Annotated in this window: 26 protein-coding genes, 1 other RNA gene, 1 pseudogene and 1 riboswitch; of the genes and pseudogenes, 20 read left to right on the plus strand and 8 right to left on the minus strand. The window is 41.3% G+C overall.

From position 1 onward, the window contains the following. Positions 1 to 8: 8 nt before the first annotated feature. From B8983_RS06750 to B8983_RS06770, 5 genes are all read left to right on the plus strand, one after another. The gene (locus tag B8983_RS06750) at positions 9 to 476 is read left to right on the plus strand and encodes a DNA polymerase III subunit chi (RefSeq protein ID WP_084283384.1); all 468 of its coding nucleotides are present in this window, start codon (positions 9 to 11) and stop codon (positions 474 to 476) included. Then, positions 473 to 1,252, plus strand: coding sequence for a prolipoprotein diacylglyceryl transferase (lgt, locus tag B8983_RS06755; protein ID WP_084283385.1), 780 nt, complete (start codon positions 473 to 475; stop codon positions 1,250 to 1,252). The genes B8983_RS06750 and lgt overlap by 4 nt, the downstream gene beginning before the upstream one ends. Before the next feature lie 85 nt (positions 1,253 to 1,337). Next, positions 1,338 to 2,627, plus strand: a complete 1,290-nt coding sequence (locus B8983_RS06760; protein WP_234986932.1) for a malonyl-CoA decarboxylase — start codon at positions 1,338 to 1,340, stop codon at positions 2,625 to 2,627. Positions 2,628 to 2,650: 23 nt separating this feature from the next. Beyond that, a complete protein-coding gene (locus tag B8983_RS06765) occupies positions 2,651 to 3,637 on the plus strand; it encodes a Bug family tripartite tricarboxylate transporter substrate binding protein (protein ID WP_084283386.1) in 987 nt (328 codons plus the stop codon). 3 nt (positions 3,638 to 3,640) lie between these two features. After that, a complete protein-coding gene (locus tag B8983_RS06770) occupies positions 3,641 to 5,173 on the plus strand; it encodes a malonate--CoA ligase (RefSeq protein WP_084283387.1) in 1,533 nt (510 codons plus the stop codon). A 74-nt stretch (positions 5,174 to 5,247) separates the two neighbouring features. Here B8983_RS06770 and B8983_RS06775 read toward each other — a convergent pair whose 3' ends face one another. The 4 genes and pseudogenes from B8983_RS06775 to B8983_RS06790 all read right to left on the minus strand — a co-directional run bounded on the left by B8983_RS06775 (position 5,248) and on the right by B8983_RS06790 (position 6,873). Further along, complete coding sequence (locus B8983_RS06775) at positions 5,248 to 6,069, minus strand: sulfite exporter TauE/SafE family protein (RefSeq protein WP_369405846.1); 822 nt, start codon at positions 6,067 to 6,069, stop codon at positions 5,248 to 5,250. Positions 6,070 to 6,087: 18 nt separating this feature from the next. Beyond that, positions 6,088 to 6,305: non-coding RNA, 6S RNA (ssrS, locus tag B8983_RS06780), on the minus strand. A 36-nt stretch (positions 6,306 to 6,341) separates the two neighbouring features. Next, positions 6,342 to 6,623: pseudogene (locus B8983_RS14335) on the minus strand (cell division protein ZapA); the annotation flags it as partial. After that, complete coding sequence (locus B8983_RS06790) at positions 6,616 to 6,873, minus strand: hypothetical protein (protein ID WP_084283388.1); 258 nt, start codon at positions 6,871 to 6,873, stop codon at positions 6,616 to 6,618. The pseudogene B8983_RS14335 and the gene B8983_RS06790, both read right to left, overlap by 8 nt. 12 nt (positions 6,874 to 6,885) lie before the next feature. Further along, a riboswitch (cobalamin riboswitch) is annotated at positions 6,886 to 7,127 on the plus strand. 82 nt (positions 7,128 to 7,209) lie between these two features. Between B8983_RS06790 and B8983_RS06795 the strand changes: the two genes are divergently transcribed. Then, on the plus strand, positions 7,210 to 9,168 hold the full coding sequence (locus tag B8983_RS06795) for a TonB-dependent receptor plug domain-containing protein (RefSeq protein WP_084283389.1): 1,959 nt from the start codon (positions 7,210 to 7,212) through the stop codon (positions 9,166 to 9,168). Here B8983_RS06795 and panC read toward each other — a convergent pair. From panC to metG, 4 genes are all read right to left on the minus strand, one after another. Continuing rightward, positions 9,165 to 10,016: a pantoate--beta-alanine ligase gene (gene panC / locus B8983_RS06800; RefSeq protein WP_084283390.1), complete on the minus strand. Its 852-nt coding sequence runs from the start codon at positions 10,014 to 10,016 to the stop codon at positions 9,165 to 9,167. The genes B8983_RS06795 and panC overlap by 4 nt on opposite strands. Further along, entirely contained in the window at positions 10,013 to 10,843 is an 831-nt protein-coding gene (locus B8983_RS06805; protein WP_084283391.1) for a segregation and condensation protein A, read from the minus strand. The genes panC and B8983_RS06805 overlap by 4 nt, the downstream gene beginning before the upstream one ends. Then, the gene (locus tag B8983_RS06810; protein ID WP_084283392.1) at positions 10,836 to 11,024 is read right to left on the minus strand and encodes a DUF3460 family protein; all 189 of its coding nucleotides are present in this window, start codon (positions 11,022 to 11,024) and stop codon (positions 10,836 to 10,838) included. Before B8983_RS06810 ends, B8983_RS06805 begins: the two co-directional genes overlap by 8 nt. 87 nt (positions 11,025 to 11,111) lie before the next feature. After that, entirely contained in the window at positions 11,112 to 12,809 is a 1,698-nt protein-coding gene (gene metG, locus B8983_RS06815; protein ID WP_084283393.1) for a methionine--tRNA ligase, read from the minus strand. Positions 12,810 to 12,917: 108 nt separating this feature from the next. On the opposite strand from metG, the gene apbC reads away from it, so the two are divergent. The 14 genes from apbC to B8983_RS06885 all read left to right on the plus strand — a co-directional run bounded on the left by apbC (position 12,918) and on the right by B8983_RS06885 (position 26,069). Next, positions 12,918 to 14,006: an iron-sulfur cluster carrier protein ApbC gene (apbC, locus tag B8983_RS06820; RefSeq protein WP_084283394.1), complete on the plus strand. Its 1,089-nt coding sequence runs from the start codon at positions 12,918 to 12,920 to the stop codon at positions 14,004 to 14,006. Beyond that, the gene (locus B8983_RS06825; protein ID WP_084283395.1) at positions 14,006 to 14,548 is read left to right on the plus strand and encodes a DUF3305 domain-containing protein; all 543 of its coding nucleotides are present in this window, start codon (positions 14,006 to 14,008) and stop codon (positions 14,546 to 14,548) included. Before apbC ends, B8983_RS06825 begins: the two co-directional genes overlap by 1 nt. Beyond that, positions 14,545 to 15,231 carry a DUF3306 domain-containing protein gene (locus B8983_RS06830; protein ID WP_084283396.1) on the plus strand — a complete coding sequence of 229 codons (687 nt, stop codon included), beginning with the start codon at positions 14,545 to 14,547 and terminating at the stop codon, positions 15,229 to 15,231. Before B8983_RS06825 ends, B8983_RS06830 begins: the two co-directional genes overlap by 4 nt. Continuing rightward, positions 15,212 to 17,308 carry a 4Fe-4S dicluster domain-containing protein gene (locus B8983_RS06835; protein ID WP_084283397.1) on the plus strand — a complete coding sequence of 699 codons (2,097 nt, stop codon included), beginning with the start codon at positions 15,212 to 15,214 and terminating at the stop codon, positions 17,306 to 17,308. The genes B8983_RS06830 and B8983_RS06835 overlap by 20 nt, the downstream gene beginning before the upstream one ends. A gap of 7 nt (positions 17,309 to 17,315) precedes the next feature. After that, positions 17,316 to 17,957 carry a TorD/DmsD family molecular chaperone gene (locus B8983_RS06840; protein WP_084283398.1) on the plus strand — a complete coding sequence of 214 codons (642 nt, stop codon included), beginning with the start codon at positions 17,316 to 17,318 and terminating at the stop codon, positions 17,955 to 17,957. A 132-nt stretch (positions 17,958 to 18,089) separates the two neighbouring features. Then, entirely contained in the window at positions 18,090 to 18,293 is a 204-nt protein-coding gene (locus B8983_RS06845) for a hypothetical protein (protein ID WP_084283399.1), read from the plus strand. A gap of 44 nt (positions 18,294 to 18,337) precedes the next feature. Next, positions 18,338 to 21,304 carry a formate dehydrogenase subunit alpha gene (locus B8983_RS06850; RefSeq protein ID WP_084283400.1) on the plus strand — a complete coding sequence of 989 codons (2,967 nt, stop codon included), beginning with the start codon at positions 18,338 to 18,340 and terminating at the stop codon, positions 21,302 to 21,304. A gap of 28 nt (positions 21,305 to 21,332) precedes the next feature. Next, positions 21,333 to 21,956 carry a formate dehydrogenase FDH3 subunit beta gene (gene fdh3B / locus B8983_RS06855; protein ID WP_084283401.1) on the plus strand — a complete coding sequence of 208 codons (624 nt, stop codon included), beginning with the start codon at positions 21,333 to 21,335 and terminating at the stop codon, positions 21,954 to 21,956. Next, complete coding sequence (locus B8983_RS06860; RefSeq protein WP_084283402.1) at positions 21,953 to 22,177, plus strand: hypothetical protein; 225 nt, start codon at positions 21,953 to 21,955, stop codon at positions 22,175 to 22,177. Before fdh3B ends, B8983_RS06860 begins: the two co-directional genes overlap by 4 nt. A gap of 23 nt (positions 22,178 to 22,200) precedes the next feature. After that, on the plus strand, positions 22,201 to 23,319 hold the full coding sequence (locus B8983_RS06865; protein ID WP_084283403.1) for a formate dehydrogenase subunit gamma: 1,119 nt from the start codon (positions 22,201 to 22,203) through the stop codon (positions 23,317 to 23,319). After that, the gene (locus B8983_RS06870) at positions 23,316 to 23,672 is read left to right on the plus strand and encodes a hypothetical protein (protein ID WP_143736124.1); all 357 of its coding nucleotides are present in this window, start codon (positions 23,316 to 23,318) and stop codon (positions 23,670 to 23,672) included. The genes B8983_RS06865 and B8983_RS06870 overlap by 4 nt, the downstream gene beginning before the upstream one ends. Before the next feature lie 45 nt (positions 23,673 to 23,717). Further along, positions 23,718 to 24,563 (plus strand): formate dehydrogenase accessory sulfurtransferase FdhD, encoded by an 846-nt coding sequence (locus B8983_RS06875; RefSeq protein WP_084283404.1) that lies wholly within the window; start codon positions 23,718 to 23,720, stop codon positions 24,561 to 24,563. Positions 24,564 to 24,605: 42 nt separating this feature from the next. After that, a complete protein-coding gene (gene dcd, locus B8983_RS06880; protein WP_084283405.1) occupies positions 24,606 to 25,175 on the plus strand; it encodes a dCTP deaminase in 570 nt (189 codons plus the stop codon). Positions 25,176 to 25,184: 9 nt separating this feature from the next. Continuing rightward, the gene (locus B8983_RS06885) at positions 25,185 to 26,069 is read left to right on the plus strand and encodes an ion channel (protein ID WP_084283406.1); all 885 of its coding nucleotides are present in this window, start codon (positions 25,185 to 25,187) and stop codon (positions 26,067 to 26,069) included. The last annotated feature ends 5 nt before the right edge of the window (positions 26,070 to 26,074 follow it).

A 26,074-nucleotide genomic window follows, 5' to 3' on the forward strand; every position in this document is an offset into this window, starting at 1 on the left:
GAGCAACTGTGGCTAAGGTTGATTTTCATAGTCAGGTAAAAGACAAGGTTCACTATGCTTGTCGTTTAATTCGTAAGATTATTTCGCTATCAAAAGAAGAGGATCCTTTTCAGACGATTGTAGTCTTAGGTAGTCAAGAGGTTTTGACGGAATTGAATGAGAAACTGTGGACTTTTAGTTCAGATGATTTTTTACCCCATTGTTTTATTGATGAAGATGCTTTTGAGTTGTGTCCAATTCTGTTGGTTGAATTAGGGAATCAACATCGACTAGATGCACTATCTCATCAAGATGTGTTAATTCATTTGGGTCAAGATGCATTGATCAATATCGAAGAGTTGGTGCAGCGCTATCAACGCGTTGTTGAGGTCGTTTCAATGGAAAGCGCAGATTTACTAGCTGGTCGTGAGCGATACAAAAAATACCGAACACTTGGCCTTGAGTTACAAAACTTTGACCAAAAAGGTGCTTCATGATGCACCCACAATTTGACCCTATTGCTATTCAAATAGGGCCACTCGCAGTTCATTGGTATGGACTTATGTATTTGATGGCGTTTATGCAATATTTAGCACTTGGACACCTCCGAGTTCAACAGCCACAGATGCGAGCAAAAGGTTTTGTTGGGCAAGATATTGAAGATCTTCTGTTTTATGCGGTGCTTGGCGTAATTCTTGGCGGGCGTTTAGGGTATTGCTTTTTTTATATGCCAAGTTATTATTTGGCCAATCCACTGGATATTTTCAAAGTATGGCAAGGTGGTATGGCATTCCATGGTGGTTTTTTGGGAGTAGTCGTAGCAATTGCTTGGTTTGCCAAAAAACGTGGTTTGCATTTTTTTACTGTGGCAGATCTGATTGCGCCCTTAGTACCTTTTGGCTTGGCATTTGGTAGGATTGGTAATTTTATTAATGGGGAGTTATGGGGGCGTCCAACCAATGCTACCTGGGGAATGATATTCCCCCAAGCTGGCGACCAATTGTTAAGGCATCCGTCTCAGTTATATCAGTTTGGTGGTGAAGGTGTTTTCCTCGGGATCATTTTGTGGCTGTATGCGAGACAACCTAGAGAAATTGGCCAGACATCAGGTGTTTTTGCCTTAGGTTATGGAATTTTTCGCTTCGTAGTCGAGTATTCTCGAGAACCAGATCGGTTTTTAGGCACACTCTCACTAGGATTATCGATGGGACAGTGGTTGTCAATTCCGATGATTCTTTTAGGGATTTACCTCTGCAATAGAAAAAAATCGTAGTCTAATCAAATTTTTAGGTAAGATAAGCGGAATTATGTAATTAAATGAATCCACTATCCATTAAAACTTTACTTAGAAAAATAATATGGCAATTTTGAAAAAATTAGCGCAAGTAAGGTCTCTTTCTAGGGCAATTAACGCTGCAACCAAATTACTTACCGAAAGAGGTGAGGCGAACTCTGTCAGCATGGCGAATGAGATTCTAAGTCAATATAAATTACTCAATGAGGAGCAAAAACTTAGTTTTTATCAGGCTTTAGCAACGAAGTTCAACCCAGATCCTGCCCTCGTTCTCCAGGTTGCCCAAGACTATGCCCGCGAGCCAAATGCTAAAAATTTAATACAGCTAACAAAGGTTACTGAACCCCCTCGGCAAGAGTTGCTGCGTCGAATCAATCGTGTTGAGGGTGGTACCAAGGAAATTGTCGCGATGCGACGCCACTTGATTAAAGTGTTAGCCAAAAAACCTGAGTTATACCCGCTCGATTTTGACATGCATCATTTATTTGTGTCATGGTTTAATCCTGGGTTTTTAAAAATGCACCGGGTGGATTGGGAGTCTCCTGCCCACATACTTGAAAAAATTATCCAACATGAAGCGGTTCATGAAATTGATGGGTGGGATGATTTAAGAAGACGTTTACAACCTGATCGCCGTTGTTTTGCTTTTTTTCATCCGCAATTAAAAGACGAGCCTTTAATTTTTGTGGAAGTAGCCTTGGTGCCAGAGATTTCTGGTGCGATTGGTCCTTTAGTCGATAAAAAATCAGAGACGGTGAATCCTTCGCAATTTAAAACGGCCGTTTTTTACTCGATTAGTAACTGTGAGCCAGGACTTAAAGGCGTTTCCTTAGGAAATTTCTTAATTAAACGGGTTGCGAGTTATTTAAAAGAAGAATTCCCCAGTTTAAAAACCTTTGTTACCCTGTCACCTTTGCCTGGGTTTATGGATTGGGTGATTGGCGGTGCAAACTTAGGGGAGCCGGCAATCTCTTCTCAAGCAACCGAAAAAATCAATAAAGCGCTAAATATTCTTAATTTAAAGGAAAAATCGTGGCCTGAAAGAATTTCTTCCGGTTGGCATCCAACGACCGCCTCGGAAGAAGAAAAAAATGCCCTTATGCAATTGTGCGCGTATTATCTAACAACTTTTACCGTGCGAAAAGGGGGGAACCCAGTCGCTAAATTTCACTTAGGTAATGGTGCTAAACTGCATAGGATTAATTGGGCTGGCGATGTTTCTAAAAAAGGATTGAAACAATCGGCTAGCCTGATGGTGAACTATCTCTATGATTTGGAAAAAATCGAAGAGTATCATGAGCGCTTTACTCACGGCGAAGTCATTTACTCTAAACCAGTCAGTCAGTTGCTGTAAATCAAAAAACTCAAAGGAAAATCATGATTAAAAACAAGAATAAAATTCCATTTATCGCTTTATTTATATTCGGTATCTTTACCATTTTGAATCAAGCTTGTTGGGCGAATGATCCATGGCCATCCAAACCAATTAATGTCATTGTGCCATTTCCAGCTGGTGGTGGAACCGATGCATTTGCAAGACCTCTCTCTGCTCAATTGACTAAACAACTTGGTAAACAAATTGTGATTGATAACCGTGGTGGTGCTGGTGGCACACTCGGTGCTAGCATTGCCGCGAAAGCGAATCCGGATGGTTATAACTTTTTCCTTGGTGCGGCTCATCACGCTATTGCCCCATCGGTTTATCCCAAGTTGGATTACGATATTGAGAAGAGTTTTATTCCGATGATGCTGATTGCAGCTCCTCCTCAAGTTATCGTCGTTACTACTAAATTGCCAGTCAATGACTTAAAGGGTTTAATCACCTATATGAAGAGTAACCCAGGAAAACTGAATTACGGTAGTGCTGGTAATGGTAGTTCGCACCATTTAGCTGGTGAACTCTTTAAGATGCAAACCAAAACTTTCATTACCCATATTCCTTATCGTGGTGCAGGCCCTGCACTAGCTGATTTAATGGCTGGTCAAGTTGATTTGATGTTTGATGGTTTAGGTTCCTCCGCTCAGCACATCAAGAGTGGCAAGATTAAAGCTTTAGCGGTTGCATCTGAGAAGCGAGTTGCAGCCTTTCCTAATTTACCTACGGCTGCCGAAGCCGGTGTACCAGGTTATGTCGTGAGTACTTGGTACGGACTTTGGGCACCAAAAGATACACCAAAAGAAATAGTTGATAAAATGACAGCTGAAGTAACTAAGGCTCTTAACTCTCCAGAGTTAAAGGAAATTTGGTTAAATAACGGCTCAGAGACTCCTAATTTAATTGGCGATAATTTCGCTAAATTTGTGTCTGAGGATATTAAAAGATGGGCATCAGTAGTAAAAGCATCTGGTGCTAAATTAGACTAAAAAATAAATATGAACCTATATTCTGTATTGGAAACAGGCTTTCCTAAAGATAAAACAGCATGCGCTATCGAAACCCCAGAGGGAAAATATTACTCTTGGGATGACTTAGAAAAAGCTACTTCAAAGTTGGCGAACCTTTTAAGTTCATTAGAACTACCAAAAGGTTCTCGGATTGCAGTTCAAGTTGAAAAATCGCCAGAGGCCTTGTTTTTATATTTGGCTACGATTAAAGCTGGGCTTGTGTATCTCCCTTTGAATACTGCATACCAGTCCGCTGAAATTGAATATTTTTTAGATAATGCTAAACCAGGGGCGGTGATTTGTAGTCCAAAAAACTTTGCATGGTTTTCTCAATTAGCCTTTAAAGCCAATACCGAGTTTGTATTTACACTTGGTGAGCAACGTGACGGCACCTTGCTTGAAAGAGCAGCTGCCCACTCCGATCAATTTAAGACGGTTGCAAGACAGGATGACGATCTTGCAGCGATTCTATATACATCAGGTACGACTGGCAGAAGTAAGGGAGCTATGTTGTCCCATAAAAACCTGAGTAGCAATGCAAAGGTTTTAAAAGATTTTTGGCATTGGCAAAAAGGTGATGTATTACTGCATGCCTTACCGATTTTCCATGTGCATGGACTTTTTGTGGCATCTCATGGCGCTTTAATTAACGGTAGCAAAATGATTTGGTTACCTAAGTTAGATATTGCACAGTTGCTCAAGTACTTGCCACAAAGTACGGTCATGATGGGCGTTCCAACTTTCTATACCAGACTGTTAGCAGAACCAAAATTTGATGCAAAAGTATGCGCAAACATGCGTTTATTTATTGCTGGCTCTGCACCTTTGTTAACTGAAACTTTTAATGATTTTATTGCTCGAACTGGCCATACGATCTTAGAGCGATACGGTATGAGCGAAACAGCCATGTTAACTTCTAACTCTTATTCTGGTAAACGCGTTGCAGGCGCAGTTGGTGTGCCATTGCCTGGTGTAAAAGTAAGAGTCGTGGGTGATGATTCGAAGCTCTGTGGGGTTAATGAAGTGGGTAATGTTCAGGTGCAAGGCCCTAACGTTTTCTCAGGGTATTGGCAGATGCCAGAAAAAACCAAGGAAGAGTTCACAGCCGATGGTTGGTTTAAAACTGGCGACGTAGGCAGGTGGGGCGGTAGCACTACAGCTGGTCCAGTGCCTGATGAGTATCTCTGCATTGTCGGCAGAAGTAAGGATTTGATCATATCTGGAGGATATAACATTTATCCTAAAGAAATTGAGAGTTTCATTGATGAAATGACAGGGGTTGAAGAGAGTGCAGTGATTGGTATTCCTCATCCTGATTTTGGGGAGGCGGTGTTGGCGGTAGTAGTTCCTAAAAAGGGCGCTGAGCTTGATCCTGCAGGAATTATTGCTGAGTTAAAAGGTAAAATTGCGAACTTTAAAGTACCGAAGCGGGTCATTATCGTGAGTGAGCTACCACGCAATGCCATGGGGAAAGTGCAAAAAAATATCTTACGTCAAGAATATACAACTGCCTAAACTTTTACTCAACCGTGCGTTTGAAATCAAACCTTGAGATGGCTTTTTTAAATAGCTATCTCAAGGTTTTTTATTTAGAGGTAGCCGAACAGTTGTAAGCTTTTGTAAATCATAAAACTAGCGATGACTAATAAGAGAAAAGCAAAAGTTTTCCTGAGTTGCATCGTATTCATGGAATGAGCTAACTTTACACCGATGGGTGCAAAAAGAACGCTCGTCATCGAGATACAAATTAATGCTGGGAGATAAATGTATCCCAAAGAGTACTCTGGTAAGCCTGGCAAGTTGTGGGCGCCGTAGATATAGCCAATGGCGCTAGCAATAGCAATCGGAAAGCCAAGGGCCGATGAGGTGGCCAGCGCACTATGGATTGTGACGTTACACCACAGCATAAACGGCACAGAAATAAATGCTCCGCCAGCTCCAACCAAACTAGACATCATGCCAATTAAGGAACCAACGCCAAACAAACCTAAAAAACCAGGTAACTCTCTACTGGGTTTTGGCTTTTTATTGCGTAGCATTTGATAGGCAGAAAAAATTTGAAAACTTGCAAATAGTAGTGTGAGCCAAGGGGTCTTGAGTAAATTAAAAATTTCACTTCCGCCTATAATCCCACCAAACAAAATACCTGGCACTAAGACCTTCACAATTTCCCAACGAATCATTTTCTTTTTCATTTGCGCACGGACGCTCGAAAGAGACGTAAAAGTAATTGTGGTCATTGAAGTAGCAATGGCCATATGAAAAAGATGTTCTTCTGAAAAATTGGCCTGGGTAAAAATAAAACTTAAGAAAGGCACCATAATCATGCCTCCACCAATGCCAAGCAAACCAGCAATGACGCCTGTCGCCATGCCTAAAAACAGCAAAGAAATGATTTGAAGAGTAGTCACGAGTGGGATGTCAAATGGTGGGTCTCCGCCTTGGCCGCTAGGTCGTCATCCTGAACCCAGAGAGTTCAAGGCGGTGCGGTAACATAGTTTTGGGCACATCAATATTCCCAGGGAGAGAATCACTCGAAGTGACCTCTATAGAAACAAGGCGCGCACGCCCACTAGATATACTTGGCACCATATGCGTTAGCATCGGTTCAAGGAACTATTGACCTTGGCGAACCAGGCAGAGATAGATATTCTAGTGCAATATTCACTTCTTGTTCAATTGCACTAATTTGTGAGGTTAATTGTTGTAAAACGATAGAGTCAATTTCTGGATCTACTGTCCTTGAAAGTTGCTCTTGAAGTTCTTGGACCTGCCCAGCTAATTTTAAAGCTGTCATGATGGCTGCTCTTTCAATACTTCGATTACCTCCAGAGGTAATTAAACCAATTTGTTCATTGACCATTTGACTAGCAGATCTTAACTTGGCCTCGTCTTGGGGCGTAGTTGCTAAGATCATCCTTTGACTGGCTATTTCTACTTCAATTCTGACAGAGTCATTACTCATCTAAGGAGGTCTCCACGGTACCGTTATCTAGCAGATCCAATTGTCGAGTATCCGTTGTTTGCGGCAACTTATTTAAAATTTTCTGAATTCGGGTTTGTGCATCAGCAATCTTATTTTCCATGGTTCGGCGCTCAGTCATTAAGCCACCTAGTTGCACATTCAACTGAGAAAGTTTGCGTTGCAATATCTCCATACGGGCAATCAGTTCCCCTGGAGTTTGAGAGATAAGTTTTGAATTAATTTCTGACATATTACATATTGTATATAATTGTTTGAGCAAGGTGCTCACGAATTGATCCAATCATTCGTAGTTAAACGGGAATCAGGAGTAGATATCAGCAATAACTTGTTATTCGCAGGATAAAAACGAACTGAGCTGCCCCCGCAACGGTCAACATTCGCCATTTTTATAATGGCAACTTTATTCAAAAACCACTGGTGAAAACTGGGAAGGTAAATAGAGTGAATGCCAGCCCGGATACCGGCCTAGCGAAGTATGACGAAGTTACGGGGTAAGTAACTTGGCCATGAAAAATCCAGTGCCTGCGGGGGAACAGGTCAGAGATTGCTTTACCTGGAAATACCAATGAAATCAATTATTAACAAGAGTCAACTCTTGGCAGCTCGCTTGCAAACGCGTCGGTTGCCATTCCGCCTTTGCGCCGCAATGCCATTTTTAGTCGCGCTACCACCCATTCAAGCGCAAGTAACGCAGATTAATCCCATCGTGGTGACTGGCAATTCGTCCGATCAACCCTTGTCCGAGGTAATGCCATCGGTGAGTGTTATTTCAAGAGCTGATATTGCGCGACTAAATCCACCAGATATGATGTCAATTTTACAAGGCGAACCTGGACTTGATGTCTTTCGTAATGGTTCGATTGGTTCTCCTATTTCTGTTTTTATGCGCGGGAGTGCCAGTTCACAATTTTTACTCCTCGTTGATGGTGTAAAAATGGGAGATGAGGGAACTGGAATTTCAGGAATCGAAAATATTCCAATGAGTCAAATAGATCATATTGAAATTTTAAGAGGCAACGCTTCAGCATTGTATGGTTCTAAAGCATCTGGGGGCGTTATCCAGGTCTTTACCAGAGGGGGGCAGGGGCTGACCGGACCTAGTGCTGAAGTCAGTTATGGTAGTAGAAATTCGATGAGTACTTCAGCCGGTTATGGAGTGAGTGCGGATGGTTGGAAGACCAGTATTTTCTTGAGTCATCAACAAGGAGATGGTTATTCGTCGGTGAACTTGAATCAATATCCAGGAACGAATGCTGAGAAAAATAATTATCAAGCTGATAGTCTGCAAGCCAATATCGCTAAACAACTAACTCCCGGACATGAAGTTGGTGCGAAGATCTTTTATATTCAAAATAATTATCAGTACAACAACCCTGTAAGTGTCAATTTTGGTGGGCCAGATACTGGTTTGTACAGTGTGGAAAATCGAACGCAAACACTTTTAGGTTACAGTCAAAATGAAATTACCAATTATTGGCTCTCAAAATTTTCGATTGCAAATTCGAAGATGAGTTCGACTACCAATTATTTGGCAAAAGACAATGACTTTGCGCTGAATTATTATGGCGTATCTCCTTTTCAAAATCCTTACCTCAAAGGGCAAACGGAACAAAATGATTATCTCTGGAAAAATGAATTTCATTTAGGTCAGACTCAACAAGTAATTGCTGGGGTGGAGTTAAATACGATTCAATATAACTATCAATCTTTGTATGACACCTCGATTGGTGATCGGAAATTATTTAGTATCTTTAGTGGCTACACAGCAAAATATGACCGAATTGGGGTTCAAGTGAATGTGCGTCGAGATGAGTTAAGTAATCAGGATCAGAAGCAATCCGCCAATACAGGATTACTCGGAGTCAGTTACGATCTTTCATCCACCTGGAAATGGACGAGCTCTGTTTCAAACGCATTTAATGCTCCGACGGTTTATCAGTTGTATAGCTCCAATTATGGCAATCCTCATTTAAAACCTGAAAGAGCTAATTCGATTGAAATGGGCCTGCAATATCTAGTTGATGAGACTTTATTTAAAGTCGTTGCATTTCAGACGAAGTATCAAGAGTTAATTACCACGGATCCCAATAATAACTATCAATATATGAACGTTAATCAGGCTTCCAGTAAAGGCGTGGAAGCGTCTTTGAAGTCTAAATGGATGGGGAACTATCTACAACTTGGCTTAACCCTGCAAAATCCGACTAACGATGATGATGGCACTCAGTTGATTGGACGTTCGAAAAACTTTGGCTCGATTGATATCAGTAGGAAAATTGAGCACTGGACAGTTGGTAGTCAATGGATTGCTGTGAGTTCGAGAACCTATCCAGATGATGCTGGAAATCAGATTACTTCAGGAGGTTATGCCCTGATGAATCTCTATGGGGGGTATCAATTCGATAAAAATTGGTCGGCACGCCTGCGCATTGATAATCTATTGAATCGTGATTATCAAAATGCATATGGGTATAACACCCCAAAATTTGGCGCATTTTTAACCTTAAGATACCTACCTAGCTAAATTTCTAAATTATCAATTAAGCGAGTTTTACCAAGTTTTGCTGCTGCCAACATGACCAAGGGATCTCTGTTGAGGAGGTTCTCTTGGGTCGGTACCTGAAGATTGTTTTGTAATCTAATAGCGGTGTAATCCGGCATCCAGCCACGTTGCTTGAGGGCTGCCATCGCTTGTTGCTCAAAGGCCATTACGGTTGCTTGAGAAAGATCTTGCGTGTTGTGAATTTGCTTCTGAATTTGGCCTAACAGTTGATACAAATATGGCGCCTCAGCGCGTTCTTCCGTATTTAAGTAACCGTTTCTAGATGATAGGGCTAAGCCATCTTCAGCACGTATCGTTTCAGCTGGAACAATCGTTACAGGGAGTGCTAGTTGATGTGCCATACGGCGAATAATCATCAACTGCTGATAGTCTTTTTTTCCAAAAATGGCCGCACTGGGTTGAACACAAGAAAATAATTTAAGTACAACAGTACAAACGCCTTTAAAAAATCCTGGTCTAAACTCACCCTCTAGCATATTTCCTAAATCTTTTGGCGGATCAATTTGATAGTCCTGAGGTTCGGGATATAAATCTTTCTCAGTTGGAGCGAATAAGATATAAACACCTTCTTTTTCTAATTTTTCGATATCCGCTTCAAACGTTCGGGGGTATGCTTCGAAATCTTCATTGGGGCCAAACTGTAATCGATTCACGAAAATACTAGCAACTACAGGATCACCATGTAGGCGAGCTTGGCGCATCAAGGATAGATGACCCTCATGTAAGTTTCCCATCGTTGGTACAAATGAGGCGCGGTTTTGCCCTCTTAAATGGTTTCGTAATTCGTGGATATCACTAATGATTTTCATTCGGAAGGTGTATAAGTTAAACGAACATAAATAGGTGCAAAAGGCTCTGCTTGGGTAATCTCAACTAGCGATTCTCTAGAAAGCTCTAGGAGTGCAATAAAGTTGACTACCAGTAACGAAATGCCTTCGCCAGATTCGATAGCATCGGCAAATAAATCATAAAATTCGACGAATTTATGATTTTGTAAGCGACGTAAAATTTTTGTCATAAAGTCACGAACGGATAATGTCTCGCGCGTGATTGTGTGATGTTGCGTTAGCTTTGCACGTGAAACTAGGTCGCGCCAAGCCTGTTGTAAATCTACTAATTCGACGGTTGGTGGCACAACATTCACTGTGCGATCAATAAATGCATTGGCTTTCAGAAAGTCACGGCCCATCTGAGGAATTTGATCTAGTTCCTGGGCGGCTAACTTCATTTTTTCGTATTCCAACAATCTTCTAACGAGTTCTGCGCGTGGATCTTCAACAATCTCATCACTATCCGCTTTTTTCATCGGCAACAACATGCGAGATTTAATTTCAATTAACATCGCAGCCATTAGTAAATAGTCTGCCGCTAACTCTAAGTTGTGATGTCGAATTTGATCGACATAAGTTAAATATTGATGAGTAACTTGTGCCATCGGAATATCAAGCACATTGAAGTTTTGTTTACGAATGAGGTAGAGCAGAAGATCCAAAGGACCTTCAAAGGCTTCTAGAAAAATTTCTAGTGCATCGGGAGGAATATATAAATCATTCGGTAAAGAAAACAGCGGTTCGCCATACAATTTGGCAAAAGATTCAGACATTCCATCCATTAAAGATGGAGTAGAGTCAGTCATTCGAATATACGTAAGGTTTTTGCGCTACTTTTGCAAGCTTAATCCGCTTTTGTTCATCCAATCGAATTGGTGACTTATCCCAAAGGAGGGCACGACCTAAAGATTGGCCCTTCTCTATTTCTGGGTTACTTTTTTTTAGGTCATTCAAAAACTGTGTAATTTGTGATTGATAGTGAGCCATAAATTCAATTCAAAGAGTTAAATATCAAAAAATTAAGCAATAATGCCATTGATACGTGGAAGTTTCCTAATTGTAGTTGAAAACGGTCTACATACTAGACTTATTAGCCTCAAGCAATCGATCAATCATCTCGGTTTCAACCCTTGACATCAGGTGCTTATATGGGTTGATTGGACGATCTTCGGAGAGTGGGACATGTACGCTCTCCCAGTGCATTTCTGGAATATTTAAAAACGCTTCTACCCCTTTGGCTAAAGTTGGTAAAACAGGCTTTAAATAAATAGAGAGTATACGGAAGGCTTCTAAAGTAACTGTGCAAACTGACTGAAGTTCATGTCTTAGTTCGCTAGAGTCTGAAGCTTTGAGTTGTTTGGCAATATCCCAAGGTTTATTGGAATCCACAAAAATGTTGACGGAGTCTGCCATTTCCATAATAAGGCGAATAGTTTTTGCAAATTCCCTTTGCTCATAAAGTGCCGCCACTTCTTTACTTCGTTCACGTAAATTGACTAGTAATGGATTGTTCAATGCACTCGCTAGAACCTTGCCACCGAAGTTTTTTACTAAAAAGCCAGCGCTTCGACTCGCAATATTGATGTATTTACCGAGTAAATCACTATTCACCCTAGCAATGAAATCGTTCAAATTCAAATCTAAATCTTCTAGGGAGTTATTTAGTTTGGCTGCAAAGTAATAACGTAGCCACTCTGGAGATAAGCCCGACTCAATAAAACTATGTGCAGTGATGAAGGTACCTCTCGATTTACTCATTTTTTCGCCATCGACTGTTAAAAAACCATGTGCGAAGACATTTGTAGGCGTTCGGAGGTCGGCAAACTTCAACATTGCTGGCCAAAAGAGGGTGTGGAAATACAGGATATCTTTACCAATAAAATGATACATATCCGTGGTGGTGTTGGGCCCAATCCATTCCTGGAAATTTAAATTATTTTTTTCACAAAACGCTTTGAAACTTCCAAAATAACCTACAGGTGCGTCTAACCAAACGTAAAAATATTTACCTGGAGCGCCTGGTATTTCAAAGCCAAAGTAAGGAGCATCCCTAGAGATATCCCAGTCGCCAAGTTTTGACTCTCCAGGTTCCCCAACCCATTCCTTCATCTTGTTTTTTGCTTCAGTTTGTAGTGGGGTACTAACTTGTGTCCAATCTCGTAAAAATGCTTCACACCTCGGATCGGATAATTTGAAAAAATAATGTTCCGATACTTTTCGAATAGGGGTGGCACCGCTTACTGCAGAGTACGGATTCAGTAAATCGGTAGGACTATAGGTTGCACCGCATTTCTCACAAGAGTCACCATATTGATCCTTAGCATGACACTTTGGACACTCGCCTTTAATAAAGCGGTCCGGTAAAAACATTTCCTTGACTGGGTCATAGGCCTGTTCAATGGCTTTTTTTTCAATTAAATCATTGTTTTGTAATGCTAAATAAATTTGTGAAGCGAGCTCTTTGTTTTCAGGACTGTCGGTTGAGCCATAGTGATCAAAGGAAATATGAAAGTCATCAAAATCTCTCTTGTGCTCTAACCAAACGCGATCAATTAATTCTTTTGGTGTAATGTTTTCTGCTTGCGCTCTGAGCATAATTGGCGTGCCGTGTGTATCATCAGCACCGATATAGTAGATTTCTTTGTGTTGCATTCTCAGAAATCTGACCCAAATATCTGTTTGAATGTATTCAACTAAATGACCAATGTGAATTTGGCCGTTGGCATAAGGTAGCGCGGAAGTAACTAAAATTTGATTTGAGAGTGGTTTCATAAGTAGATTTTAGCAAAGTAGCTTAAAAATACTTCTATTTAAAGCAAAAACTCTCTATTCACAGTAAAGTTATACATTATTTTGATTTAGGTTTTTAGGGAGAAAATTTTGCAATTATCAGAAAGTCAGGTAGTTAATCAGTTAAAAACAGTGATTGATCCAAACACAGGGGTCGATTTAGTCACTGCAAAATCCATTAAAAACTTAAAAATTGATTCAGATGAAGTACTTTTTGAGGTGGTTCTAGGCTATCCGTCAAAAAGTCAGTTTGATTTAATTAGAAAAGCTTGTATTGCTGCCGTGAGGCAAATTCCCGGTGTGGCAAATGTGAGCGTAACAGTTCGCATGGAGATTGCGGCTCACGCCGTGCAACGTGGTGTAAAACTAATCTCTGAAGTGAAAAATGTGATTGCTATTGCCAGCGGTAAGGGCGGAGTTGGAAAATCTACGACAGCAGTAAATTTGGCACTCGCTTTAGCAGCTGAAGGAGCTAACGTTGGGATTTTAGATGCGGATATATACGGCCCCAGCCTACCAACCATGTTAGGTATTACTGGTCGACCTGATTCCTATGCGGAAAACTCGATTGAGCCAATGCATGGTCATGGTTTGCAAGCTAGTTCGATTGGCTTTTTGATTGAAGCCGATAGCCCAATGGTGTGGCGCGGACCAATGGTTACCTCCGCTCTTGAGCAGTTATTGCGTCAAACGAATTGGCAAGGCCTCGATTATTTAATTGTTGATATGCCACCAGGTACCGGTGACATTCAACTCACTCTTTCACAAAAAGTACCAGTTACTGGTGCCGTAATCGTTACCACGCCTCAAGACATCGCCTTGTTAGATGCTAGAAAAGGTCTAAAAATGTTTGAAAAAGTAGGTATTCCAATTTTGGGTATTGTTGAGAACATGAGCGTTTATGTATGCCCATCTTGTGGTCACTCAGAACATATTTTTGGTTCTGGCGGCGGTCAAAAAATGTGTGATGATTACGACGTGTCATTCTTGGGTAGTCTGCCTCTTAATTTGTCGATTCGCGAGCAAGCAGACTCTGGTACGCCAACTTTAGTGGCCGAGCCAGATAGTGCGATTAGCGAGATGTATAAAGCGATTGCTAGAAAAATCGCGATCCAGATTGCAGTGATGTCCAAAGACATGTCTAGTAAATTTCCGAACATTGTGATCCAGAATACCTAATGGGACTTTCCTTAGCTATCTCTATGCGTTGCGAGGCCTTGGATAATCCTTGGCAATCGCATAGATGGGTATTGAAGAGTGTGGAAGCTGATCTTGGGCAATATGATCAGCCCAAAAAATTTGAAGTGCCAATTGGTCGTGAAATGATTACGGCGCATCAACTTGATCAGACGAGTGCGGACGAATGGGTCTATCGAGGCTTTCATATTGACCTGTTTGTGGACGAGGCGGAAGGGTATTATCTGAATGTGAGTTCGCCTGAACCTAGTTGGTTTGTAATGTGGCGTATTGAAGAGTCTGAGTTTCATCCTAGCCATGAAATAGCAATTCCATATCGTGTGATGTTGAGTTATAACGAAGCTGGCAGGTTGCTTGACGGCGGTGAGCAAGTGGACCGCTTTGTCCTTTCCGGAGAAATCTTAAAGTCAATCGAAGATTATGTAGCAGAGTACTATCGACCAGAGCCAAAGAGAAGAATTCGGCCGGCTTCATTTGAGGGAGCTTACCGACCCAAGGAGAAACTTTCGGGTGATTCAAAATGAGTGGTTTTTTTAAAAGATGGTCTACTTTAAAAACTGAAAGTGCAGTTCAAAAAGCACCAGTCATAGAGGAGTTAATCCCTCCAGGGGCAAACCCAAATACGATACCAACCCCATTAGAAGGTGCTTCAACGCAAAGCGATGCGAGTTTGCCAAAGCTGGCAGATACTTCAACGACACCGACAACTGGACCACAATTGGTGGACGTTGAAAAATTAACTACTGAGTCTGATTTTTCAGTATTTATGAATAAAGATGTTGCTGGAGAAGTTCATCACGCGGCCATGAAAAAGTTATTCACAGACCCGCATTTTAATATGATGGATGGCCTAGATATTTATATTGATGATTATTCTATTGAGGATCCATTGCCAGTCGGCATGCTAGAAAAAATGTATCAATCCAATGCTTTAGGATTATTTAAGCCTCTGGTTGAAACACCTGAAGCAAATTCCAGTGAGTCGCCACCAACGGATGACTCATCGAGCAATTTATCAACAGATACTGCTGACAGTGAGGGCATCACCTCTGACAGTAGTTCGACAACCACCCCCTTGATATCTCATCAAGAATCGTTTGAATTTACGATGGATAATTCCATCGAGCCAACAGAGTTAGTTGCGCAAAAAGCAACAGATTTAATTAATACTGAGGTAAAGAATAAAGATGACCACACTCGTTTGTAATTGCAACAAAACGATTCCCCTTGATTCAAAAAATCTTGCAAAGGTTTTAGGAGAAGAAGTTGAAATTCATGAAGGCTTATGTCGTCATGAAATTGGTAACTTTATGCGTACTTTAGATGGTACTGATGAAATCATTGTGGCTTGTACGCAAGAGCGAGCACTCTTTCAAGAGATTGCTCATCAAGCGAATAAACCTTTGATCGCTCCCATTCGTTTTGTCAATATTCGCGAAACGGCTGGTTGGGGCAAGCAGGGCAACCAATCTGCGGCCAAAATCAATGCTCTTCTAGCGCTCTCTCAATTGCCAGCTCCGGAACCTTTACCAACGGTTACTTATGATAGTTCTCGTGGACGCGTTTTAATTATTGGTGGCAATGAAAACGCTTTAGAGATTGCCCAAAGTTTAAGTGCTGACTTTAACGTGACGGTGTTACTCAATCAGGCCACTGAACTTCCTCTTCAAAAATCATTCGTTTGGGTCAGTGGTCAGATTCACAAAATTCAAGGTTATTTAGGTGATTTCAAAGCAAGTTGGAAAATCAACAATCCTATTCAATTAGATTTGTGTACAGGATGTGGCGCCTGTATTGAAGCATGTCCTGAGGGCGCTATAGATCAGAAGTTTCAGGTTCAACTGAGTAAATGCCAATCCCACCGTAGCTGTGTAAGTGCCTGTGGCGAGATTGGCGCAATTCAATTCCATCAATTAGGTGAGGTGGTTGAAGAAGAATTTGATTTAGTATTGGATTTACATCAAAAGCCTTTTTTCAAGGTGCCTGAGTTACCTCAAGGCTACTTCGCACCGGGTCAGGATCAGGTCGCAGTGCAGAAAGCCATTCAGAAATTGCAGCAGTCGGTTGGTGAATTTGAAAAACCAAAATTTTTTAAATATCAAGAAAAGTTGTGTGCCCATGGTCGTAATGGTCAAACTGGCTGTTCAGCTTGTATCGATATTTGTTCTACTCAAGCAATTTCATCTGTTTTTGAAGCCGGCAAAGGCAAGGTTCAGGTAAATCCTCATTTGTGTATGGGGTGCGGCGCATGCGCTACAGCCTGCCCCTCAGGCGCGATGACTTACGCAAATCCAACCGTAGACTATTTGGGTCGTCAAATTTCCACGATTGTTAAAGCATTTCAGACGGTATCGAAAGAAGATTCTTTTGCCCCTAGCATCCTGTTTCATTCTGGTAGTGCTGGCGGTGAAAAAATTATCGATCAATTAGGGCAGAGCAGTAGAACACAATCTAAGAAATTTAATGGCATACCAGCGCATGTGCTACCTCTCCCTTTGCATCATATTGCTTCAATTGGCCTCGAGTTTTGGTTAACTGCTCTATCTCAGGGAATTAGTGAAATCATTTTGTTTGCTAGTTCTGAGGAGTCAAGCGGCTATATTCAGATGATTCAGGAGCAGAGTGAGTTAGCGAATCAGATATTAGGTCAACTTGGCTATGAGGCAAGAGTGCAGTTCATTCGTTACACAAGCATCGAACAATTTGATATCGATCTTGCCAAGAGTCAAAAGAAAACTGCTTTGACGCCAATTGCTACTTATGCAATTACTTCAGATAAACGTCAAAATTTAGAATTCGCTCTCGACCATCTCATGCGACATGCTCCGAAGGCGCTGCATGAAGATCAACAAATTGATTTGCCAAGTTACTCACCAATTGGAGCAGTAACGATTGACTCTGACCGTTGCACGCTTTGTATGTCTTGCGTTGGAGCTTGTCCAGAAAGTGCTTTGCTAGATCACTTGCAAGCACCTCAGTTAAATTTCATTGAAAAAAATTGTGTTCAATGTGGATTGTGTGTAGCAACTTGCCCTGAAAATGCCTTACAACTGAACCCAAGGTTAATTCCAACGGATCTTCGAAAACAAAAGAAAATTATTCATGAGGCGAAGCCCTTTCACTGTACCAAGTGCGCAAAACCGTTTACGACTGAAAAAATGATGGATGCGATGTTGCTAAAGATTGGTAGCCATCCAGCTTTCCAGGGGGCAGCGCAAAAGCGGTTAAAAATGTGTTCTGATTGTCGCGTGATTGACATGATGGAACATCAAGACTTTAAATAGGAAAATGATGAGTAATACAGAGCCTAAAGAACCCATTCGCTTAGAAACCGATTTATCCGAAGAAGATTTAGCGCGTGCTGATTTATATGGGGTATTAGCTTTACTTTTTTATAAAGCTCCGGATCAAGCACTCTTAGAAATGATCGCTAATTCACTTTCTGAAGATCAAATCAATTCTAATGAACTCACCATTTTGGAAGAAGTTTGGAATCCTTTGGCAGTCCTAGCTAAAAACACCCCTTTAAAGGCTTGGGAAGATGAGTATGAGTCGAATTTCATTGGGGTAGGTAAACAAGAAATATTCTTATATGGCTCCTATTATTTAAGTGGATTTTTGCATGAGCGTCCTTTAGTCAAGTTACGTAAAGATTTGAATGCTCTTGGTCTAGAGTCTTCAGAGTTGGTGGTTGAAACCGAGGATCACATTGCTTGTTTGTGCGAAGTCATGCGGTATTTGATTGCTGGAGAAGATTTGGGTATCTGTAACTTGAGCTCTCAAAAGCAATTTTTTAATGACCACATCAGGCCGTGGATTGAACAATTATTTGATGCGATTGAAAGCCATCCGAATATTCATATTTACCGTCAAGTGAGCTACTTAACCCGTTCTTTTTTTCAAATTGAAGGCCAAGCTTTTGACATGATTTAGTGGATTCCTTGGGGGTGTTAGGGTAAACACTTAGAGGTTTTGAAATAGTTATATTACATATGTAAAAAAAACTACAAATGTGTAATAATTTGCCAATACAGCGTTAATTAATAATAAAAAAAGGATGGTCATATGTCTGAAAACATTCAAAAATCCAGTCGAAGAAGTTTTTTCGTTGGTGCTGCAGCCCTCACTGGTGCTGTCGTTGTTGCCTCCCAAACACCAACAGGTCAAAAAATTGTCTCAGAAGTTGAAGAAGTGCTTACTCCTTCTAAAAAGAGTGGCTACCACCTTTCTGACCACGTAAAAAAATACTATCAAACTACATTAGTTTAATTTTTTGTTGTAACGATCATTCTTGTGTTTTCTTTGGATAAATCATGAACCTAACTCGTAAAAGTAGCATTAAGCCTACTGCCGGCTCCACCACTCATTTCATTAATCACTTGTCAAGAAGTATGAGTCAAGTGATTCCAACGATGGATCGTCGCTCTTTTCTAAAGCGCTCTGGTCTTGGTGTTGGGGTGGGGATTGCAGGAACTCAATTAACTTTAGTAAAAAAAGCAAAAGCGATGGGCTCAAAGCCTAGTGCAGAGCAGGGTATTGTTGTTAAAAGAACAGTTTGTAGCCATTGCTCAGTTGGTTGCGCCGTCGATGCCGTGGTTGAAAATGGCGTTTGGACGCGTCAAGAAGCGGTGTTTGACTCCCCAATTAATATGGGCGCACATTGTGCGAAGGGCGCTGCCTTACGCGAACATGGACACGGTGAATACCGTTTGAAATATCCAATGAAGTTGGTAGATGGTAAATACAAGCGTATTTCTTGGAATACTGCCTTAGATGAAATTTCTGCCAAAATGCAAGAGTTGAAGAAAGACAATGGTCCAGATTCATTGTTCTTTATCGGTTCATCCAAGCACAATAACGAACAAGCCTATTTATTAAGAAAATTTGTCTCCTTCTTTGGTACAAATAATACCGATCACCAAGCACGTATCTGCCACTCCACTACGGTTGCTGGCGTTGCGAATACCTGGGGTTATGGTGCGATGACCAATAGTTACAACGATATGCAAAATGCGAAAGCAGCAATGTATATTGGTTCTAACGCGGCAGAAGCTCATCCAGTTTCTATGTTGCATTTGTTGCATGCGAAAGAGAGTGGTTGTAAGGTCATTGTGGTTGATCCGCGCTATACAAGAACAGCAGCAAAATCTGACCAATATGTGAGAATTCGTTCGGGTTCAGATATTCCATTTTTATACGGTATCTTGTATCACATCTTTAAAAATGGTTGGGAAGATAAGAAGTACATCAATGACCGTGTCTATGGCATGGAAAAGATTAAGCAAGAGGCTTTAGAAAAGTGGAGTCCAAAGGTCGTAGAAGAGGCTTGCGGTGTACCAGAAGAGCAAGTATATTTGGTCGCTAAAACTTTATCAGAGAATCGTCCATCAACTATCGTTTGGTGTATGGGTCAAACGCAACACACAACCGGAAATGCGATTGTACGGATGTCTTGCCTAGTGCAGTTGGCTTTAGGTAATATCGGCAAATCGGGTGGCGGTACAAATATTTTCCGCGGTCACGATAACGTACAAGGTGCGACTGATGTCGGACCAAACCCTGATTCTTTGCCTGGTTATTATGGTTTGGCAGCAGGTGCTTGGAAGCATTTCGCGAAAGTTTGGGATGTTGACTACGATTGGATCAAAGCGCAATATGCTCCAAACATGATGGAAAAGTCTGGCACGACTGTTTCACGTTGGGTTGATGCTGTGCTTGAGAAAAATGAATTAATCGATCAACCAACGAACGTTAAAGGTTTGTTCTTCTGGGGTCATGCACCAAACTCACAAACCCGTGGTTTGGATATGAAGAAAGCCCTGGATGCGCTTGAATTGCTCGTTGTAGTTGATCCGTATCCAAGTGCAACGGCAGCGATGGCAGCAATGAAGTCAGAAGGTACTGTGAATGCAAAGAGAGCAGTTTATCTATTGCCTGCTGCAACTCAGTTTGAAACCTCCGGAAGTTGTACTGCATCGAATCGCTCGATTCAGTGGCGCGAAAAAGTGATTAATCCACTATTTGAATCTGTACCGGATCATACTTTAATGCAGGCATTTGCAGATCGTCTCGGTTTTGGTAAAGAGCTTTCTAAGAACTTCAAAATGTTGGACGTGAAATATGCGGGTCAAGCTTGGAAAGAGCCGGAAGTTGAATCGATCTTAGGCGAGATTAACCGTTCTTGCTGGACTATCGGCTATACAGGTCAAACTCCAGAACGCTTAAAAGCGCATATGAGAAACATGCATTTATTTGATGCTAAGACGTTGAAGTCACGTGGTGGCAAAGACCCAGTGACAGGATATGACACTACTGGCGATTATTTTGGTTTACCTTGGCCTTGCTATGGTACTGCAGAAATCAAACATCCAGGTTCACCGAACTTATACGACACAAGTAAGCATGTCATGGAAGGTGGCGGTAATTTCCGTGCGAACTTTGGTGTTGAGAAAGAAGGCGTAAATTTATTAGCAGAAGATGGGTCTCATTCCGTAGGCGCAGATATTAAAACTGGTTATCCAGAATTTGATCACATTCTTTTGAAGAAATTAGGTTGGTGGGGTGATTTAACGGAAGCTGAACAAAAAGCGGCTGAAGGTAAAAACTGGAAGACCGATTTGTCTGGTGGTATTCAGCGAGTAGTGATGAAGCATGGTTGCCATCCATTTGGTAATGCGAAAGCGCGTGCTGTTGTTTGGAACTTCCCTGATCCAGTCCCGCAGCATAGAGAGCCTTTATATGGCACACGACCAGAGTTAACGGCAAAATATCCTACTCACGCCGACAAAAAAGCCTTCTGGAGATTGCCAACACTTTATAAAACTTTGCAAGACAAAAACATTGCAGATAAGGTTTATGAAAAGTTCCCAATTATTTTGACTTCAGGCCGTTTAGTTGAGTATGAGGGGGGCGGTGAAGAGACTCGTTCTAATCCTTGGTTAGCTGAATTGCAACAAGAAAACTTTGTTGAAATTAATCCTAAGGCTGCTGCAAGTCGTGGCATTAAACATAACGATTTTGTTTGGGTAAAGAGCCCAACTGGCGCAAAAATTAAAGTTCGTGCATTGGTAACGAATCGAGTGGATGAAGAGCATGCCTTTATTCCATTCCACTTTTCTGGCTGGTGGCAGGGTAAAGACATCATTGATTCTTACCCAGAAGGAGCTCATCCAATCGTGCGTGGTGAAGCAGTCAATACTGCGACAACTTATGGCTATGACAGTGTGACGATGATGCAAGAAACGAAAACAACTGTTTGCCAAATTGAAAAATTTGCCTAAATAACAAAAGGAATAAAGGAAAAATATCATGGCAAGAATGAAATTTATTTGTGACTCAGAGCGTTGTATTGAATGTAATGGTTGTGTAACAGCCTGCAAAAACGAACATGAGGTACCTTGGGGGGTTAATCGTCGTCGCGTGGTGACAATTAACGATGGCGAAATTGGTGCGGAGAAGTCTATCTCAGTAGCCTGCATGCATTGCTCAGATGCGCCTTGTATGGCTGTTTGCCCAGTGTCTTGTTTTTACAAAACGGACGAAGGTGTCGTACTGCATAATAAAGATACTTGTATTGGCTGTGGTTACTGCTCTTATGCTTGCCCATTTGGCGCTCCTCAATTTCCTAGTCAAGGAACCTTTGGTATGCGCGGCAAGATGGACAAGTGTACTTTCTGCGCTGGTGGTCCTGAAGAGAATGGCTCTGAAGAAGAGTTTGAGAAATATGGGCGCAACCGTTTATCTGAAGGTAAATTACCGGCTTGTGCTGAAATGTGTTCTACCAAAGCATTGCTTGCGGGTGACGGCGATGTGATTTCTGATATTTTCCGTAACCGGGTTACTCATCGTCAAAAAAATGGTAAAGCCGCTGGTGGCGACGTATTTGGTTGGGGATCAGCTTACGGTAAGCCAACTCAGGGAGCAAAATCATGAGAACTTTAGGGATCATTGTTTCCATGGGCCTTGTGGCTCTTTTGTCAGCTTGCTCTGAAAAGCCACAATTTTTAGGTAGTAATAAAGCGGATGCAGCTGCTTACACTGGCGCAAAAAATCCTTACGTTGAAAAAGGATGGAATGCTGGTGATAAGACTAGTTGGGAAATGCAATTACGTGCCAGAGCACAAAATCAGAATGAATACACTAAAACAGAGTAATCGCTGGTAGATAGAGAGAACGTATGAAATTTTTTAAAAATATACTGATTCAACTGACTTGTTTATTAAGCTTGTCAGTGATGCTACCTACTATAGCGGCTGAACCTGCGACGGCGAACTCAGCGGTAACGCTCCCCGGGGTAGAGTCTGCCAATATTATGGATGTGGATACAAGATCTGACGCGCAAGCACAGCGCGAACGAGCAATCACTCAACCAGCTAATAATGCGCCATTTTGGCGTGCAGTGAATTCTGATACAGCACATTATGTCAGTATTCCTAACAAAGAAGCTGGTGTTTTGATTCAGAAATCCGGACAAGATTGGCGTTTGTTTAGAAACGGTATTATTACTGTTTTCGGTGGCTGGTTGATTATTTTGGTAGTGAGCGCAATTACGATATTCTACTTTTTCAAAGGCCCCATCAAATTAGAGCACCCAAGAACAGGTAAGCTCATTGAGCGTTTTACCGCCATTGAAAGACTTGCTCATTGGACCATGGCCTATAGTTTTGTGGCTTTGGCAATTACCGGCTTGTTTATTTTATTTGGTAAATATGTGGCCTTGCCAATTGTTGGTTCTTATCTGTTTGGCTTGTTTTTGTTTTTATTCAAGAACGTTCACAATTTAGTTGGTCCGCTCTTTACTGTCAGCGTGATTGTGTTTTTTGTGATGTTCGTTAAAGACAATATTCCTGGACCGTCCGACTGGGCTTGGATTAAATCCATGGGTGGGGCAAGGGGTCATGCTGCAGCTGGACGCTTCAACTTCGGCGAAAAAATGTGGTTTTGGATTGGTATGACTACGCTAGGTTTAATCGTTTCTGCCTCTGGCTGGGTCCTTGATATGATCGTACCGGGCCTTGATTACTGGCGTGGCACGATGCAAATTGCGAATGTCATTCATGGTATTGCAGCTCTTTTCATCATCATCTTTGCAATGGGCCACATTTATATCGGCACAATTGGCACAGAAGGTGCGATTGATGGTATGAAAACTGGTTATGTAGACGAAACATGGGCTAGACAACATCACAGTATGTGGTTAGAAGATATTGAGTCTGGAAAGATTCCTGCTTCACGTGAGCCTGAGAAATCTGCTTCAGCGGATTTGGCTAAAAAAATTCTACGGAGTACTTCATGAAAATATTGAATAAAACAAATTTAATTTCTTTGGTTGTTGTAACTGGAGTGATGGCCTCATTGCAAAGTTTTGCGAAGTTACCTGACCCAACTCCTGAGGCCAAAGCAGCCGCAGCTCTTACTGCTGCTAAGAATGCACATAATGATAAAGTATCGGCCTATCAATTATGCTTGGCTCAAGATCGCGTAGCTAAGAAATTTGCGAGCAAACCTCAAGCTGGTGAAAAAGCGATTGAAACTCCAGCTTGTAAAGATCCAGGCAAGTTTGAACCACCTGCAGAGTTAGTTGCAGCGGTTCCAGCTGTTACGCCTCCTGCAGCAGCACCTGCTCCTGCAGCTCCTGCAAAGAAATAAATCCTTCTTAAACCCATTCTTAAATCATTAAGGATGGGTATTTTTATGCCTGAAATTTACTATCCCCAACTGAGCAATAATGCTCTGCCCGTTACTCACCAAATTGATGTTGTCGATGAAAAAGGTCGAAAACAGTCGATTTCGATACCTGGAGAGAGGGCGCTGACCATTTATCTCGATAAGAAAGAGATTGTGACCTTAATGACTTTAGGTGCTGCACCAGAGGCATTGGTTTTAGGTTACCTTAAAAATCAGCACTTAATCGATACGATTGAAAGTATCGAAAGTATCCAAGTGGATTGGGAAACTGACTCGGCTGCCGTAAAAACACATACTCCCAAAAGTAATATAGATGCCCTAACTAGCAAAAGAATCGTCACTTCAGGCTGTGGTCAAGGCACTATGTTTGGTGAATTTATGGCGGATTTAGATCAGATTCAGTTACCTCCCGATGCGAAGCTTAGTCAGTTGGCTATCAATCAAATCATTGATAGTATTCGAGTCCACCCATCTATTTATAAACAAGCTGGTTCTGTGCACGCTTGTGCAGTCTTTAGAGTGATTAATCAGGCTGTGGAACTTTTGTACTTTATCGAAGATGTGGGGCGTCACAATGCGGTTGATGCGATTACAGGCCTCATGTGGCTTGATCGGCAAGAGGGTGAAAATTTGGTTTTTTATACGACTGGCCGCCTTACTTCCGAAATGGTCATTAAAGGAGGCCAAATGGGCATTCCATTCCTAATGACACGGTCTGGTGCCACTCAAATGGGTTTAGAAATCGCTCAAAAAATCAATCTTACGCTTCTTGCAAGATGTTCGGGAACTCACTTTTTGATTTATACCGGCCAAGAAAAGATTCTTTTAGAACTTGAAAACACCAATTTGTAATAAAAAATTGGTTTGTGGAGCAAGTCTGATTACAATAATGACATGAGTATAAAATCTGACCGTTGGATCCGACGTATGGCTGAACAAACTGGCATGATTGAGCCGTTTGAGCCAGGACAAATTCGTGTAAATGCTTTGGGCGAAAAAATCGTTAGCTACGGAACATCTAGCTATGGTTACGATATTCGATGCGCTCCAGAGTTTAAAATTTTTACTAACATCAATAGCACTATTGTCGATCCAAAGAACTTTGATGAGAAGTCTTTCGTGGATTTCGAGGGCGATGTTTGTATCATTCCGCCGAATTCTTTTGCTTTAGCCAGAACAGTTGAATATTTTAGAATTCCAAGAGATATTTTGACGATTTGTGTGGGTAAAAGTACCTACGCAAGGTGTGGAATTATTGTAAATGTAACCCCTTTTGAGCCTGAGTGGGAAGGGTATGTGACCTTAGAGTTTTCAAATACGACACCATTACCTGCAAAAATTTATGCTGGTGAAGGTTGTGCTCAGGTACTCTTTTTTGGTGGTGACGAAGTTTGTGAAACCTCTTATAAAGATCGCGGCGGAAAATATCAAGGACAAGTGGGAGTTACGCTTCCTAAAACCTAAGGAATTTCCATGCCAGGAAAGCGTTTTTTTGCAAAAGAACATCTTGAGATCGATCTAGAGAAATATCATTCTGAATTAACTAGACCCTCAATTCCTAAGTTTGAAGGAAATCTTTACCACTGGTTATTGAGTACAAATTGGCAATCTTTTTTTGTGTCAGTAGTACTTGTTTACCTGTTGTCTAATTTGTTGTTTGCGGCGGCATATTTCTTTTGTGGACCTGGTTCAGTCACAAATGCTAGGCCCAATAGCCTCGTTGACTTATTTTTCTTTAGTGTACAAACAATGGCGACCATTGGTTATGGACAAATGATTCCAGTTGGTTTTGTGCCAAATACCATCGTCTCTTTTGAAGCATTTTTCGGGATTGTATTTTCTGCATTAACAACGGGTTTAGCTTTTGCGCGTTTTACGCGACCTACCGCCGGGGTACGTTTTTCAAAAACCGCTTTAATTGGATTGCATGATGGTACAAAAGTTTTAAGATTTCGGTTGGGGAATTTGCGCTCGTCTAATATTGTTGAAGCTCAGTTAAGTCTTTGGCTAGTATTGGACCGCATGAACCAAGAAAAAGATTTTTACCGCGAAATTGTGCAATTACCCTTAGATCGTAATGAAACCCCATTATTTTCGTTTAGTTGGACAGCATTTCATCAATTAAATGAAAAAAGTCCATTACTAGGCATTCTGGATAACCCAAATCAAAAGAATTGGCATTTATTAGTCACATTTACTGGTTACCATGAGAGCTTCGCTAATCAAGTGTACGCAAGGCATGTATATTTACCTTCGCAAATCCATCATAATGCGAATTTCATGGATTTAATAAAAACCACGAGTGATGGCAGTAAGCGAATCAGTATGGAAAATTTTGAAAAGATAAAAAAATTATAAGACTT

It is taken from the genome of Polynucleobacter kasalickyi (assembly GCF_900176405.1).
Taxonomy (GTDB): domain Bacteria; phylum Pseudomonadota; class Gammaproteobacteria; order Burkholderiales; family Burkholderiaceae; genus Polynucleobacter; species Polynucleobacter kasalickyi.